The sequence below is a fragment of the Mucilaginibacter sp. Mucisp73 genome (assembly GCF_059491465.1).
Window position 1 is genome coordinate 4,766,090 of sequence record NZ_CP168507.1, and the last position, 14,680, is coordinate 4,780,769.

Sequence of the window (14,680 nt, forward strand, 5' to 3'; positions counted from 1 at the left end):
ACCTAAATAAATAACGATAGAATGTTAATATCAATCAAACTTTCTAAATCTTTAGCCTGGTGATTCAAAGCTTCCAATGTCTTATGTCTTTTTTTAATTTCAGCCATAAATTCTTCTTCGGTCAGTCCGTCCTCCTCAATTACCACCCCAACGTAACGCCCTGGGTTTAAACTGTAATCCTGCTCTGCAATTTCTTCCAAGCTAGCAGATTTACAGAGACCAATTACATCTTCATACACACCGTTTGGAAAACGTTCATTTAACCAGATGATATGGCTTTGATAATACCCGGCTTTGTCTGTCAATTCTTTATAGGCCTTTTCTTTTTCTTCTTTTTCCCGTTGCGCTTTAGTGAGTATAGTGCCTGCTTTACCTAAATCCGCTTTTAACCGTTTAGCATCACCTACACCTGCCGATATCTGTTCCTGTAGGTCATTCCACACTTGTTTAGCTTCCTCGTATACCTCTACAGCATCTGCTACTAATGGTGCTAAGTCATCCGCTTGTGCACCGAAATCTTCTACCTGCTTTTGGTATTTGGCCAGCAGTTCCGTTAATCGCTCCGTTTCACCTCGGTGAAGCCTTACAATTGTAGCGATGTTTTGTACTTGCTCTTCAGTAAATTCCCGCAATGCCCTGGTAACCTGCCTGAATATGTTTCGGGCGTCAATAAACAACACTTTTGCTTCAGCACCTTGCTTAGACTTGTCGAAAAACCAAAGCGTTGCCGGCAAGGTAACGGTGTAAAACATATTTTTAGGCAGCGTTAGCATACAGTCAATCACGCCGTCTTCTATCAAATTTCGCCGTATGTCAGCCTCACTATTACGCGCGTCGCTGGCACTATTGGCCATAACCAACGCAGCTCTTCCCTGTGATTTTAATGAAGATGCAAATAAGCTAATCCATAAGTAATTTGCGTTGGGTACTGTATCTACTTCTTTTTCTTTTTGCTTACTGCTGCTTTTAGTTTTGTTTTGAGGTATGCCATAGGTGTTAAAACGCCGCTGATCTTTTACCCGGTTCAGATTTACATCATTCACGTTGAAAGGCGGATTGGCCATCACAAAATCAAAGTTCTCAAAACTATCATGTGGGTCGTCATAATAACTATTAGCAGGGCTTATTACTCCACGTAAACCGTTTACCGCAAGGTTCATCCGGGCAAGCTTTACCGTTTCCGGCGTGCGCTCAACACCATAAACTACCAGATCTTTACTATCGGTATCATGCAACTCTTCACGCCGACGGTCAACAAAGTAGGAGCTTTGCACAAACATACCGCCACTACCACAGGCAGGGTCGAGTATCCGTCCACGGTAAGGTTCTATGATCTCCACCATCAGCTTTACTACACTGACAGGTGTAAAGAATTCGCCGCCACCTTGCCCTTCAGCTAATGCAAATTCAGCCAAGAAATACTCGTACACCTTACCGAATACATCGCCAGTAGCATCTTCTGGTATATCCTTAAAATACTTCAAAAGCGTTTTAGGTAGGGTTTTATCCTTGTCGTTAACCAGCTTAAAGTATTCGTCTTTAGGTAAGCTATCCTTTAGTTCAGGCTTGTAAAGCTCAATTTTCTCCATTGCCGTTTTAATGGCTTTGGCTATATCTTCTTTCTCCGGCAGGTTAAGTAAGTAATCATACTCGGCCTCGGGTGGTAAATAAAAGCCACACTTCTCAATAGCTATCTCCGGCTTTTCTCTCTGTCTCCGACTATTTTGCTGCGCTAGCAATTCCTGCTCAATAGCAGGTTTTACCTTATTGTATTTAATTGAGGCAAAGCGAAGAAAAATTAAACCCAAAATGGGTGTAGCGTACTCACTTGCCTTCAATCCGCTGTCTACACGTAGTTTATCGGCTGCTTGCCAAAGGCTGTCTTCCAGTTGTTTAAGTTGCTCTGCTGTCATAAATATTTAGGATACCAAGTTAAACAAAAAGATTACTTGTTTAGAAGGGCGGAATGCAATGAAAAATATTGAATTAAATATTAGATATTGTACATTTATAAACCTTATCACTCGAATGTACAATCTAATCACCCCCAAAATTCAATCAAGGAATATTTCGATTGGAATTTTATCGCTGATTTTTATTGAATGTATTACGAGTTAAGCAAACAACCGATTTAATTTACAATCATTCAATTTAACAATGGGACTAAAACCTTATGACAGAAAAATCAGTCAGATATTTAATAACATCCAATATGATGTTGATTTTTATCAACGAGAATATAAATGGAACGATGATTTAGAATATAAACCAGTTTCATCCTTATTAAAGGATATTTTTTACCGGTTTGATCTTGAAAAGTATAATCCATCTCAGGAAATTAATCAAGAAAGTACGGATAAACTAGAATGGTATTATTTAAATACCTTCATGACCAACTTAATTAAAGGTAAAAAATACATAGTTGATGGCCAACAACGCCTCACCACTTTAACACTAATATCTATAGGCCTTTATCATCTGAGCTTAAAACATGACTTGGCAGATCATCTGGTGGATGCCCTAAAGAACTCTATTGTAGGCAACACGGAGTTTGGAAAAACATTTTGGATGGGCTTTAAGGACCGCCATAATGCGCTAAATGATGTACTCTTTAATAGTGTTGATTTTAAGCATTCTCCAGAAAATGTTTCAGAACGAAATATTCATAAAAACTATGCAGTTATACTTGAACAGCTAGATGCCAGATTACCAACTCCACATAAGCTACAGACTTTTATTTCATATTTCCGACATAGAATTTACCTTATTGAGGTAGAGATTGATAAGGACAAGGACGTTGCTATGGTATTTGAAGTTATAAATGACAGGGGTATTCCTTTGAAACCCTATGAAATATTAAAGGGTAAAATTCTTAGCCAGATTGATATAGCAGATAGGGAAAAGTATATAAATATATGGGAAGCTCAAATTGAAAAAATTCAAGCCTATGGCGAAAATGAGATTGATGAGTTTTTCGGGTTTTATTTTAGGAGTAAATACGCGGACACTGCCGAACACTATACCAAGCTAGATAAGAATCGCTATCATAAAACAATATTTTTAGAAGAGTATAATGCCAGGATAGAATTGAAAGATAACGAGCAAAATGCAAGATTTTTTGTTGAACAAACATTGCCGTATTTTACCGATGTATATGTTGAAATGCTTGATTATTATAACAATTACCGAGAGGATTTTGAATCAATATATTTCAATCAATTAAATAACATGGATGGTCAATTTGTATTGACACTATCGTCTATAAAATTAAATGATCCGAATCGCATTGAAAAAATGAAAAAAATTCCGCAATTTTTTGATGCTTTATTTTCTCTAGTAAATCTTACAAGCAGTTATAAGTCTAATGAGTTTAACGTGAATGTGATGACGTTAACACCTATTGTAAGGCATATTGAGATAGGTGATGCCCAGGATGCTTTTAACAAGCAGTTGTTAAGCATATTAAAAAAGAAGTATGACAGAGACACTCTTGATGAGGCATTTAAATATGAGTTTTTTAAAAATGTTGGCTATAACAATTTGGGAAATAGCTTTTTACGATACTTTTTCGCTCGTATAGATCACTATATAAGTGACTCTTCTGATCTAAGTGAGTATGCAAATTATTATCAACTTGTTGTACAGTCAAGAGGCGGCGATGTATACCACATAGAGCATATAATTACAAATAACGAAAAGAACTTAAAAATTTTTGAGGATGAAGAGGATTTCAATTTTCAACGCAATCGATTAGGTGGTTTATTATTGCTTAAAGGGCGGGATAATCAATCCTCCGGTATGGAGTTGTATTCACAGAAGCTAAAAACATATAACGTTACTGGAACATATTTCGCCCGAACATTACTACCTGATATGTATCATAAAAAGGTGGCATTTTCAAGATTTATAGAAAAAGAGGGATTAAATTTTAAAGCTTATAAAACCTTCGGGAAGGAAGAAATTGAAGAAAGACACTTTCTATTATACGAAATGGCAAAAAAAATATGGCCATCATAATTCTGATAAATTATCCCTTTTAAATATTCTAACATGCCATTAAGTACTAATTCGGTATTCCATTTTACAAGAAGTATAGAATCTATTAAGAGCATATTGGCTTCGAGTTTTCGGATTAAATACTGCATCGAAAAAATTGAATCTAAAAGTGGCGTAATACAATATGCTGTTCCAATGGTGTCATTTTGCGATATACCTTTATCCCAAGTTACAAGTCATATAGATAAATATGGTGGATATGGAATTGGTTTGCATAAGCGTTGGGCCAAAAGAAGGGGGTTAAATCCTGTTTTATATTTGGAAAAGCATTCAACAATTTTAAACGACGTATTGATAAAAGCCAAATTTGATGGTAGCAATAATCCTGTCGTACAGGAATTTTTACGTTACACAAAGAACTACGAGGGGCAATTAATAAGGGAAAATCATGTTACGCAAAAGAAATATAGATTTCATGATGAGAGAGAATGGCGCTTTTGCCCTAAAAGAACAGATTTGCGAGAAAATGAATTGATTATTCATAATACTCATTACTACAGGGATAATAAGCAATTAGTTAATGAGCGACTTCTTTTTTTAGGACTAAAGTTTTCAATTAAAGACATTTCTTACATAATAGTAAAAGACGATGATGAGATTTTAGAAATTATAGAATATTTTGAAAGTAATTACTTATCCGATAACCAAAATGATGTCAAAATATTGACATCTCGTATTATCACCTCGAAGCAGATAAAGTCAGATTTTTAGATAGTATAACGATGTTTCTCAAAAAAGGTATGATGTGAGCGATAGCGAATTTCATTCCTGCAAGGGCGGCGAGGCTGGCGGCGGAATGGAACCCGGCGCGGTAGCGCGTGGTGCAATGAAGCCACCTGCCGCAGCCACTTGGCTTCAATTGATATTAAATATTCTTTTAAACAGCAATGATAACTCTTCTTTCACCTGATTGTATGGCGGCAATTGTTCATGTGGTATTTGATGAGCAAGGCTATTTTTCCAGGCTCCTGTAAGTTTTTTATCTACATCATCATTTAAAAATTGGTCTATGCCGGTAAATTCCAAATTTTTAAATTTCATCTTCTCATGAAATGCACCAACTATTACTGGCCATTCAACAGCTGTAAGCTTATGGGATAGATACCATATATCAAAATAATCTCGGGGTGCAGAATAGGAACGTTGTATTAACGCTCTCAATTTTTCTGACATTACTTCTTGCAAATCATAACAGGGAATGGGTTGATCCGCCAAAGCCAATTTATCAGAATACGTATGTGTTATAGGCCGAAAGCTAACCGGAAATAGCATTTTTTCATATAGAATGATCTCTATTTTTACACTGGTTGCCCATCTTTCCGGGGGAGGTGGTGCCTGGTTCTTTAAATGATCTGCACCCCAAAACTTAATGATCGCTGCATATCCGGTAGGCATGTCCTTATGTTTCAATTCTTTTATATAATCAATAAATAAAGGAATTTCTGTCCTTTGTGTTATCAGTTCGGTTATTTCCCGTAATAATTCCCGGTCTAATACAAAGTCAGGGTTTACAGACGTAAAGTCGAGGTCTTCTGAAAATCGATAATCAGGTATATAACACTTTTTCAAACAAGTGCCGCCTTTAAATACGAGACTATCCCGGCATAATGGGATAGAGAATATGGCATCAATGAAATGACCTAATACCCAATCCTTATCCACCGTACTACGGGATACATTCTCATGCAGCGCAATTTTCTCTATTTCCTTCTTTAGTATCATTAATATTGTTTGTCTATTAGATTAAGTAATTCATCTTTGCTGATATTTAATCTCAGCCTCCAACTTGCTACAAATTCGCCTTTTTCTGTTCCCTGCGGATCAAAAAGGTTATACTTATCATTGATTTGTTCTTTTGCGAAATCAATAAATTTATCCATCAACGGCTTTTCAAATAGCTCTACCAAAAAACCTATTCTTTTAGTAGCAGCATTATTGCCAACTTGTCGGCAATAATTGATCATCTTATCAGCAGTAATTTCTGCCTGAGATAAAGCCCTTATTAGTTCAGCATAACCACCGGAATATTGTGGTTGATCGAAACAGTCTATGATGGTCTTTTCAATATCCGTTATAGGATATTTTGTATTGCCATAGCCGTTGTACATAATGCCAGTACGCTTACCAGGATTTATTGTGACAAATTTATAAGAGGTTCCTAAAAGGGCCTTATCGGTTTTCCTCTGCGTGGTCTGGATAAATATTGTGTTAGAAAATTGCTCGGTTAACCCGTGTAGATTTAAAGCCGACCAATAAGCAACTGCACTGTTTTTTACCACAAACGTGCCGATCACATTTTCATCCCGGAAATTAGCCTTGCAAAACTTCCCCCGTTCTATTCGGGAAAGCAGTTCTTTATGAACTAAATTTTCAAGAACCTCATTGAGGTTAGCAAATTTTCTATTGATTTGACCCTCAATTTCATCAAATTGAAATAGCTCAATTTCATAGTCATCCAGCAACTTCATAAATTCAAGTTGTTGCTGCGTAAGGTTGGATGATATGTAAACGCTATGTGCCATATTACTTCTAGTGTCATTATAAGACCTAAAAAATGGGTCTTATCGTTACATTAAAAGTAAATATACAAAGTTCTTTTAAATACCAAACATTATTTAGAGAAGTCATTGATAATAAGCTGCCGCTTTTGTGACTGCTTGTTACTCAGGCGATATATTACACCTTCTATAGGGGCAAAAGAAACCTCATAGGGGTGATAGGGCAATTGCCACATAGCCAGCGAGTATAGTTACAAAACAACCATGACTGAAAAGTCCGATTTTAGTTTTTTTAGCATCTGACCCCAGACATCCCTATTATTTGACCTAGCTTTTTAAATAACTTATTTATATCGGTTTTAAATTGGAGTGATATTAAAATAAATTGACACAAAATTTACCATTACAATAATTTTACTGAAATTTATTAGTAACCTATTATTATATTTGCAATATAATTTGCAGCCCGCAAGATAGCAAACTTTGTAAAGTTTGTTTTGGGCCTTACAGAAAGACTGGCTGTGATAATGCCATAATCTTGCCTTCTGTATTGTTTCGATGACCCAACTCCGAAGCAATTTTTTCAATATTTGCCTCAATTAACCCCTTTATTTTGGTTTGGAGATTATGATGAATGAGACCACACCATTTCGGCGCAAGCTGACCCACTGTTTCGGGGCAAACTGACCATGGTATTTCGGGGCAAACTGACCCACCAAAACGCATAGCAAATGCTGTAGAAGCAACCATCTTTTGAGGGCAAAAGACCCGTTCTAAGATGGCCAATTTGACAATCAGCATGAGTAAGATTAGAAAGATTTTAAGGATGAACAGCCAGGGTCGCAGCACGCGATTTATAGCTGCCCAGATTGAATCATCCCGGAATACCGTAAGAAAGTACCTGGCGGTCCTTAAGAAGAGCGGCTTTACCTTTGAAGAAGTTAATAACCTGAATGATAAGGAACTGGAAGACCTTTTCGGCAAGACCAGGGAAAACAACCAGCCAAGCAGCCGTATGCAATCCATGCTGCGCTGCTTTCCACACGTCGATAAAGAGCTCAAAAAGACTGGCATGAACCGGCAGCTCCTGTGGGAAGCTTATATCAAAGAGTTTCCCGACGGCTATAAGTATACCCAGTTTTGCACGTATTACAACCAATGGAAGACCAGGGTCAACCCGACCATGCACATGGATCACAAGGCCGGGGACAAGCTATACGTCGATTTTGCGGGTGAAAAGATGAACTATACGGACAAGGAAACCGGTGAAGTCATTGAAGTAGAAGTCTTTGTAGCAATCCTTGGTGCCAGCCAGCTCACCTACGTAGAGGCTGTTATGAGCCAGCAAAAGGAAGACTTTATCGCGGCCTGCGAGAATACTTTGCACTTTATCGGCGGCGTTCCTGCCGCCATTGTACCGGATAACCTGAAAGCGGCTGTAACCAAAAGCAGCCGCTATGAACCAACCCTTAACGAAACGTTTGAGGACTTCGCCGACCATTATGGGACTACCATATTACCAGCGCGGGCGTACCGCCCGCGTGACAAGGCATTAGTAGAAGGCGCCGTTAAGATCATTTATACCAAGGTATACGCCCCTTTAAACAAGCATATCTATCATTCTTTATCAGAACTCAATACGGCGATCCGGCAAGCTCTGGAAGTTCATAACAGCCAGTTGCTCAAGGGGCGCAATTACAGCAGGAAACTACAGTTTGAAGAGATCGAGCGCCAGACACTAGCACCGCTGCCGGTATTGCGTTACCAGTTCAAAAAGCACTTCTATGCTAAGGGTGATCAAAAACGGCCATGTCAATCTCGGCCCTGATAAGCACTATTACAGTGTGCCTTACCGCTTTATTGGCAAGCGGGTTAAGCTGTTATATTCCCGTACCATTGTAGAGATCTACTCCAATTATGAGCGTATCGCTTTGCACCCGCGCGAAAAGAACCCCTATGGTTATACGACCGACAAAGAACACATGGCCAGTGCCCACCGCTTCAAAAGCGACTGGACGCCAGATATGTTCCTCAATTGGGCGGCCTCCATCCACGAGGATGTCAGGTTATATATCCTTCAGATACTGGAGCGTAAACAACACCCCGAACAGGCTTACAAGTCCTGCCAGGGAGTACTTGGCTTTGCAAAAAAAGCAGGGAACGACCGGTTAATAATGGCCTGTCAGCGAGGGCTCAGTTATGGCCTTTATAGCTATAAAACGATACAAACCATATTGGAAAACAAGATGGACAACTATGAGGAAAGCATATTTGCCGATGAGCTGCCCATGCCTGATCATGGTAATATCCGGGGAAAAGACTATTACAAATAACCATTTAAAACAACAATAACATGAACACAAGCACCTTAGACAAACTGCGGAAGATGAAGTTCTTCGGCATGTTCCATGCCTTTAAAAGCAGCATGGAAACCGGTAAAACAAACGATTACACGGCAGATGAACTGCTGGCCCACCTATGGTAGATGCAGAATGGGACGACCGGCAGAACAGGCGTATTGAACGCACCATCCTATATGCCCGGTTCCGCTATAAAGCTTCAATTGAAGATGTTCACTATCATGCTGACCGAAGTATTGACCGCAACCAGATCATGCGCCTGGCGGATTGTACGTTTGTTGACCGCTTCGAGAACCTGCTGATCACCGGGAGTACAGGTATCGGTAAAAGCTATATTGCTTCTGCTGTGGGCTACCAGGCCTGTGTATTGGGCTACCGGGTATTGTACACCAGTACGCCCAAACTATTTGCCAAGCTCAAGATGGCCAAGGCCGACGGCTCCTATATGAAAGAGCTGGCTAAGATCGAACGCCAGCAACTGCTCATACTCGACGACTTTGGTATCCAGCCATTTGATGCACAAAATAGGGCGGCACTAATGGAGATCATTGAAGACAGGCACGGAAAGACCTCGCTGATCATTACTTCGCAGCTGCCGGTCAGTAAATGGTTTGAGGTGATCGGTGAAAAAACGATTGCTGATGCTATCCTGGACCGGATCGTTCATGATGCACACCGTATCGAGCTAAAGGGAGAATCTATGAGAAGAAAACGTAACGTAGAACCGGAAAACAGCCACTAATGAAATTACCTTTTAAATAACTATTTTTGTACGTGCTTTTATAGCATTTGCTGCAACCCAAAAGTCAGCTAACCCCTGGGTCAATTTGGCCCGAAATAGGGTGGTCACTATCTCCATAATATACAGCAAGTCTTGGCTTTTACCATCGCTTATATTCAGCATCCTGACTTTATTGCTGACAAGCTCACGGCACAAGATGATATGCGAACCTCCCGAGATATTGTTGCCGGCCAAATTGCCTATCTAATTTCAGAAGGTACCCGTAACGAAACACTTGGTTTTGATAAAGATGATTTACAACAGGCAATCAAAATCGTAGAAACATTGGCGGCAAGCCTAACTAAAAATGAGCACGTTCCAAACGAACCCACCCCGGATTTCGTCATGTCTTCGCTTAATACCACCCAAGGCAAAGTCCTCCGCGCTGTTCTGGATTGTTCTTTACAAACTGCCCGCGACGCCAATGCACCGCTAAGAGGGCAAAATTGGTCACCGAATCTTAAAACTGCTTTTGCTGCCAAACTACAGCCGGAAATATTTGATGGTTATACGCTACAAGGCATGTATCTATCTCAATTTATGTTTTTGGATGACGCCTGGCTAAAAAATGAAATTACAGAGCATGAAAAGTTAGTTAAACTACCTTGGACAGCATTCATGGCTGGTGTGGCGTTTGGCAAACCTATCTCCGGCGAATACTACCCACTAATGCAACCACACTACCAGCGCGCGCTGGATGAAAATATCATTGACCTTCATTATCAGCAGGGCTTGTTACGGCATTTTGTTGCATTTTATTTTTGGGATTATGAGGTGAACTATAAAAATACTTTCCTCTATAAACTAATCGACCGTTACCCGATACAATATGCCCGTTCCCTCGTTCAATTTCTCAACACCCAAGCAAAATCAATATACGATCTGGAAGGCGATGAACACCTCAGGCTTACAACAAAGCTCACACAAATTTGGGAACATCTATTGAAACTTTTTTCTGGTGCAGCCAACGATGAAGATCGCGAACCTTTAAAAGGCATTGTTCGATTTATCACCGCATTCCAGACATTGGACACGCGCACAGCCCAAGTTTTAAAAGAAACGCTTAACGTTGATCTTACGCATGGACGTGGCGACTTCATTATCAAACAACTCATTAGGTTAAATAAAAATACAGAATCAATTAAGCAAACAGCGAGCCTTTCCCAAGAATTAAATTACAACACTTTTTATCACATCGATCAGCTTAAATCTTTAATTATGATGTTATATGAAAACGGTGAAAAAGAGGCCGCCAACAACATTGTAAATAAGTTAGTAATACTCGGAAATCACCAATTCAAACAATTATATATAGAAAATAACCCCTAATCATACAGTTGCCCATCCGAACTAACTCAACCACTCACAATCTTCTGCTCATTTTAACTGGCATCAACTTTTTTTTCTGAAAATTTCATTTAAGACAACAAATAAATGATATTCTTTTAGTGCCAAGCTATATCTTGATATTAATAACCAACACTAGATAACTATTTATTATAATCGTAACGAAGCTTATGTGACAAGATAGCACCTGAATAAACAGTCCTATTCGTTAAGTAAATTAGATGTTCAAATTAAAAAACATACTAATTTATGAAAACAGCTTATTTATACATCCGAGTCAGTACAGACGAACAAAAAAGAAAAGGCTATTCGCTTCCTGAACAGGAGGATCGGCTATTAAAATATTGCCATTATAATGGGATAGCAGTCAAAGGCATCTTTCGGGAAGATCACTCGGCTAAAAACTTCAACAGGCCCGAATGGAAAAAGTTAATTGCGCTAATCAAAGCACAGAAGGCAAAAGAGGATAACAATATCTTATTTGTGAAATGGGACCGTTTTAGTCGTAACATCGGATATGCTTACGAGATGATTGGTTTGCTGCGTGAGTATAATACAACAGTAGCGGCGATTGATCAACCTATCGATTTTTCTATCCCAGAAAACACGGTCATTTTTTCCATTTACTTATCGATGTCTGAAGCCGAGAACGAACGACGAGGACTAAACACAGCTAATGGTATCCGCAGAGCCAAACAAATGGGCAGATATCCTAACAAAGCACCATTAGGATATACTAACTCAGCAGATTTGGATGGTAGAAAACGTATTGTTCCTAAACAACCCGAAGCTGATATTGTAAAATGGGCCTTTCAACTTCTTTCAAAAAATTTATACCGGGTGGAAGAAGTTAGAAAAATGGTTAACGCTAAAGGTGTACAATGTTCGCGAGCCAATTTTTGGAAACTAATTCGCAACCCTGTTTACTGTGGTTTCGTCAGGCTCAAATCCAGTCTGGAAGAGGTACAATTAATAAAGGGATTGCATGAAGCGATCATACCGGAGAATTTATTTGACGAAGTACAAGACATCGTTAACACAAAGAAAAGACTTGTGGGGCAACGCACGGATTCCAATGACCTGTTCCCGCTTAAACGCTATTTGATATGCCCGGTTTGTGGCCGTAAACTTTGCGGAAGCTACTCTCAGGGTAGACATAAGAAATATCCTTATTATCATTGCTCAAGCAAATGTAAAATAAGATTCAAAGCAGATGCAGTCAATAACGTCTATAAAAACAAACTCAAACACCTGGCGCTGTCACCTAAAGCTGTTGAGTTGTTTTCCCTAATTTTGGATGATATCAATATTAATATCCGGAAAATCGATTATTTGAGCGAGCGCCAATTGTTGTTGAAACAAATGGACGAGCAAAAACTATTTATAGCCAAAGCTCGAAAGCTATTTGTAACTGATGTGCTGAAATATGATGACTACAGGGAAATAAAAAAAGAACACGGAACAAGTACCGGATATCTTCAAAAGGAACTGGACACCGTTATTAATAAACTAAAAAGTATTGATAGGCAGTCGAAATTTGCAAATAGACCGATTACACAAATCTTTCAGAAATTCTCAAATTTGGACATTGCTGATAAAAAGCATATCATCAATCATATCCAACCATCCAGTATCGATACTTATACAGGAGATTTTTCCCTGATCTTAAATAAAACCCTGTCAAAAATATTAATACAAAAAGAATCAAAATATTTTCAGATAAAGGAAACAATCTACACGCCACGTAATTTTAAAGACAAGGGAGTTTCTATAAAAAGAGCAGTGGCCATATTAGCCAAAAACGAGATTGAAGTAGATGATGAAGAGGCATCTACTATACTGAATTTTCTGTATCAAATCGCTACTGCCTACAACAGCCTGGATGACTCAGAAAGTGCTTCAACCTTTAACGAAAAATCGAACCGCAGAAAAAGTGCATAGATTACGTAGAATCAGCATTTTTGAGGTTTGAAGTCAATGAAAGGGTAAATCTTAAAGGAAATTATCGAACCGATTTTAGAATTGGCTAACTATCTTATTGCCAAAAAGTTACGGGCATAAAAAAAGGAAACGCGTGATATTTGCGTTTCCTTAAGCTCCTGAGGCTGGGCTCGAACCAGCGACCCTCTGATTAACAGTCAGATGCTCTAACCGGCTGAGCTACTCAGGAATCTAATCCGGTTTGGAGTGGGGCAAAGGTAAAAACTCATCGGATATTTCACAATTTTTATTAAAAAAAATTTAAAATATTTTTCACAGGCTTTTTTAGCCCCTGATTACGTGCTACTTAAAATCCAAAGACACATTGCGGCATTTTTTTAGCGATGGCAATTCTTTCTGCAGAGCCCCTTTTTTCCGCCGCCAGGTTTCTGAAACTGGTTAATTTATGTTTTCTCCAATGAAAATTGGCATCGCAAACCGGCATCAATGAATGATTATCCCTTAATTTTCACAATATTTGCGGCAAAAAATATAAATATCTTTACATGAGTTTGTTAGTTATTGGCACTGTGGCGTTTGATGCCATTGAAACCCCTTTTGGTAAAACCGATAAAATAGTAGGCGGCTCTGCAACCTTTGCAAGTTTGGGCGCTTCTTACTTTTATGATAAAATAAAAATTGTTGCGGTTGTTGGCGATGATTTTCCGCAGCACGAGATTGAGGACCTTCAAAAGCACAACGTTAATACCGAAGGGCTGCAGGTAAAACAGGGCGAGAAATCATTTTTCTGGAGCGGGCGTTACCATAACGACATGAACAGCCGCGATACCCTGGTAACTGAGCTTAATGTATTGGAAGCTTTCGATCCAATTATCCCTGACAGTTACCAGGACTGCGAATACCTGATGCTGGGCAACCTTTCTCCACAAGTGCAGCAAACTGTTATAGCGCGCCTTAAAAACCGTCCTAAGCTTATTGTAATGGACACCATGAACTTTTGGATGGATATTGCCCGTGATGAGCTTTTAAAAACCATCCAACTGGTGGATGTGTTAACCATTAACGATGCCGAAGCCCGCCAGTTATCCGGCGAATTCTCATTGGTTAAAGCCGCCCGCAAAATATTAACCATGGGCCCTAAATACATTATCATTAAAAAAGGCGAGCACGGTGCATTGCTGTTCCATGAAGATAAGATCTTTAGTGCCCCCGCCCTTCCGTTGGCTGAAGTATTTGACCCCACAGGCGCGGGCGATACTTTTGCAGGTGGCTTTATTGGCTACATGGCCAAAGTAGGCACTATTAATTTCAACAACATGAAAAACGCCATCATTTTTGGCTCGGCCCTGGCTTCATTCTGTGTTGAAAAATTTGGTTCAGAAAGATTAAGAAACCTTAGCGAAGAGGAAATAGCCGCCCGGATCCAGGAGTTTGTAGGCTTATCTAAATTTGAATTGTAAGATAGCTGCTTAAAAACATCAATTTTTTTAATGTGGAGACGCATCACATGCGTCTCCCTTTGCAATTCAAGATGAATAGTAACGCTCTTAAAAGCAGCTTGCCCTATGAGAAACGCATGTGATGCGTCTCTACAAAAAAGAACTTTTATAAAGCATTTTAGAGTATGTTCAGAAGAATCTCTAAAATACAAAAAATAAACCCTCTATATGTTTTACATACAGAGGGTTTACAAATAA

General features: G+C 39.1%; 11 protein-coding genes, 1 tRNA gene and 1 pseudogene. 8 read left to right on the top strand and 5 right to left on the bottom strand.

The window, feature by feature from the left end; genetic code table 11:
• Nucleotides 1-2: 2 nt before the first annotated feature.
• Nucleotides 3-1,913: an N-6 DNA methylase gene (locus ACEN82_RS19675; RefSeq protein ID WP_413323111.1), complete on the bottom strand. Its 1,911-nt coding sequence runs from the start codon at nucleotides 1,911-1,913 to the stop codon at nucleotides 3-5.
• A 244-nt stretch (nucleotides 1,914-2,157) separates the two neighbouring features.
• On the opposite strand from ACEN82_RS19675, the gene ACEN82_RS19680 reads away from it, so the two are divergent.
• Both ACEN82_RS19680 and ACEN82_RS19685 read left to right on the top strand, forming a co-directional pair.
• On the top strand, nucleotides 2,158-4,017 hold the full coding sequence (locus ACEN82_RS19680; protein ID WP_413323110.1) for a DUF262 domain-containing protein: 1,860 nt from the start codon (nucleotides 2,158-2,160) through the stop codon (nucleotides 4,015-4,017).
• A 33-nt stretch (nucleotides 4,018-4,050) separates the two neighbouring features.
• Nucleotides 4,051-4,767, top strand: coding sequence for an abortive infection system antitoxin AbiGi family protein (locus ACEN82_RS19685; protein WP_413323109.1), 717 nt, complete (start codon nucleotides 4,051-4,053; stop codon nucleotides 4,765-4,767).
• A gap of 144 nt (nucleotides 4,768-4,911) precedes the next feature.
• Here ACEN82_RS19685 and ACEN82_RS19690 read toward each other — a convergent pair whose 3' ends face one another.
• The 3 genes from ACEN82_RS19690 to ACEN82_RS19700 all read right to left on the bottom strand — a co-directional run bounded on the left by ACEN82_RS19690 (nucleotide 4,912) and on the right by ACEN82_RS19700 (nucleotide 7,355).
• A complete protein-coding gene (locus tag ACEN82_RS19690) occupies nucleotides 4,912-5,778 on the bottom strand; it encodes a nucleotidyl transferase AbiEii/AbiGii toxin family protein (protein WP_413323108.1) in 867 nt (288 codons plus the stop codon).
• Nucleotides 5,778-6,524, bottom strand: coding sequence for a type IV toxin-antitoxin system AbiEi family antitoxin domain-containing protein (locus ACEN82_RS19695; RefSeq protein WP_413323107.1), 747 nt, complete (start codon nucleotides 6,522-6,524; stop codon nucleotides 5,778-5,780). The genes ACEN82_RS19690 and ACEN82_RS19695 overlap by 1 nt, the downstream gene beginning before the upstream one ends.
• A gap of 534 nt (nucleotides 6,525-7,058) precedes the next feature.
• Complete coding sequence (locus tag ACEN82_RS19700) at nucleotides 7,059-7,355, bottom strand: hypothetical protein (RefSeq protein ID WP_495644004.1); 297 nt, start codon at nucleotides 7,353-7,355, stop codon at nucleotides 7,059-7,061.
• Here ACEN82_RS19700 and istA point away from each other — a divergent pair.
• From istA to ACEN82_RS19725, 5 genes and pseudogenes are all read left to right on the top strand, one after another.
• Nucleotides 7,354-8,382 carry an IS21 family transposase gene (gene istA, locus ACEN82_RS19705; RefSeq protein ID WP_495644005.1) on the top strand — a complete coding sequence of 343 codons (1,029 nt, stop codon included), beginning with the start codon at nucleotides 7,354-7,356 and terminating at the stop codon, nucleotides 8,380-8,382. The genes ACEN82_RS19700 and istA overlap by 2 nt on opposite strands.
• Nucleotides 8,339-8,887: a Mu transposase domain-containing protein gene (locus ACEN82_RS19710; protein WP_495644006.1), complete on the top strand. Its 549-nt coding sequence runs from the start codon at nucleotides 8,339-8,341 to the stop codon at nucleotides 8,885-8,887. The genes istA and ACEN82_RS19710 overlap by 44 nt, the downstream gene beginning before the upstream one ends.
• A gap of 20 nt (nucleotides 8,888-8,907) precedes the next feature.
• Nucleotides 8,908-9,656 (top strand): annotated as a pseudogene (gene istB / locus ACEN82_RS19715) (IS21-like element helper ATPase IstB).
• Between the two features lie 132 nt (nucleotides 9,657-9,788).
• Nucleotides 9,789-11,024: a hypothetical protein gene (locus ACEN82_RS19720; RefSeq protein ID WP_413322011.1), complete on the top strand. Its 1,236-nt coding sequence runs from the start codon at nucleotides 9,789-9,791 to the stop codon at nucleotides 11,022-11,024.
• A gap of 267 nt (nucleotides 11,025-11,291) precedes the next feature.
• The gene (locus ACEN82_RS19725; RefSeq protein WP_413322010.1) at nucleotides 11,292-12,983 is read left to right on the top strand and encodes a recombinase family protein; all 1,692 of its coding nucleotides are present in this window, start codon (nucleotides 11,292-11,294) and stop codon (nucleotides 12,981-12,983) included.
• Nucleotides 12,984-13,138: 155 nt separating this feature from the next.
• Here the strand turns inward: ACEN82_RS19725 and ACEN82_RS19730 are convergent.
• Nucleotides 13,139-13,212 (bottom strand) — tRNA-Asn (locus tag ACEN82_RS19730).
• A 316-nt stretch (nucleotides 13,213-13,528) separates the two neighbouring features.
• Between ACEN82_RS19730 and ACEN82_RS19735 the strand changes: the two genes are divergently transcribed.
• Entirely contained in the window at nucleotides 13,529-14,443 is a 915-nt protein-coding gene (locus ACEN82_RS19735; RefSeq protein WP_413322009.1) for a PfkB family carbohydrate kinase, read from the top strand.
• Nucleotides 14,444-14,680: the final 237 nt, after the last annotated feature.

Bases quoted from the DNA above. Each gene is read 5' to 3' on its own strand.
- ACEN82_RS19695 (WP_413323107.1), bottom strand. From the start codon at position 6,524: ATGAAGTTGCTGGATGACTATGAAATTGAGCTATTTCAATTTGATGAA.
- ACEN82_RS19735 (WP_413322009.1), top strand. From the start codon at position 13,529: ATGAGTTTGTTAGTTATTGGCACTGTGGCGTTTGATGCCATTGAAACC.
- ACEN82_RS19690 (WP_413323108.1), bottom strand. From the start codon at position 5,778: ATGATACTAAAGAAGGAAATAGAGAAAATTGCGCTGCATGAGAATGTA.
- ACEN82_RS19685 (WP_413323109.1), top strand. From the start codon at position 4,051: ATGCCATTAAGTACTAATTCGGTATTCCATTTTACAAGAAGTATAGAA.
- ACEN82_RS19700 (WP_495644004.1), bottom strand. From the start codon at position 7,355: ATGCTGATTGTCAAATTGGCCATCTTAGAACGGGTCTTTTGCCCTCAA.
- ACEN82_RS19725 (WP_413322010.1), top strand. From the start codon at position 11,292: ATGAAAACAGCTTATTTATACATCCGAGTCAGTACAGACGAACAAAAA.
- istA (WP_495644005.1), top strand. From the start codon at position 7,354: ATGAGTAAGATTAGAAAGATTTTAAGGATGAACAGCCAGGGTCGCAGC.
- ACEN82_RS19675 (WP_413323111.1), bottom strand. From the start codon at position 1,913: ATGACAGCAGAGCAACTTAAACAACTGGAAGACAGCCTTTGGCAAGCA.
- ACEN82_RS19680 (WP_413323110.1), top strand. From the start codon at position 2,158: ATGGGACTAAAACCTTATGACAGAAAAATCAGTCAGATATTTAATAAC.
- ACEN82_RS19710 (WP_495644006.1), top strand. From the start codon at position 8,339: ATGCTAAGGGTGATCAAAAACGGCCATGTCAATCTCGGCCCTGATAAG.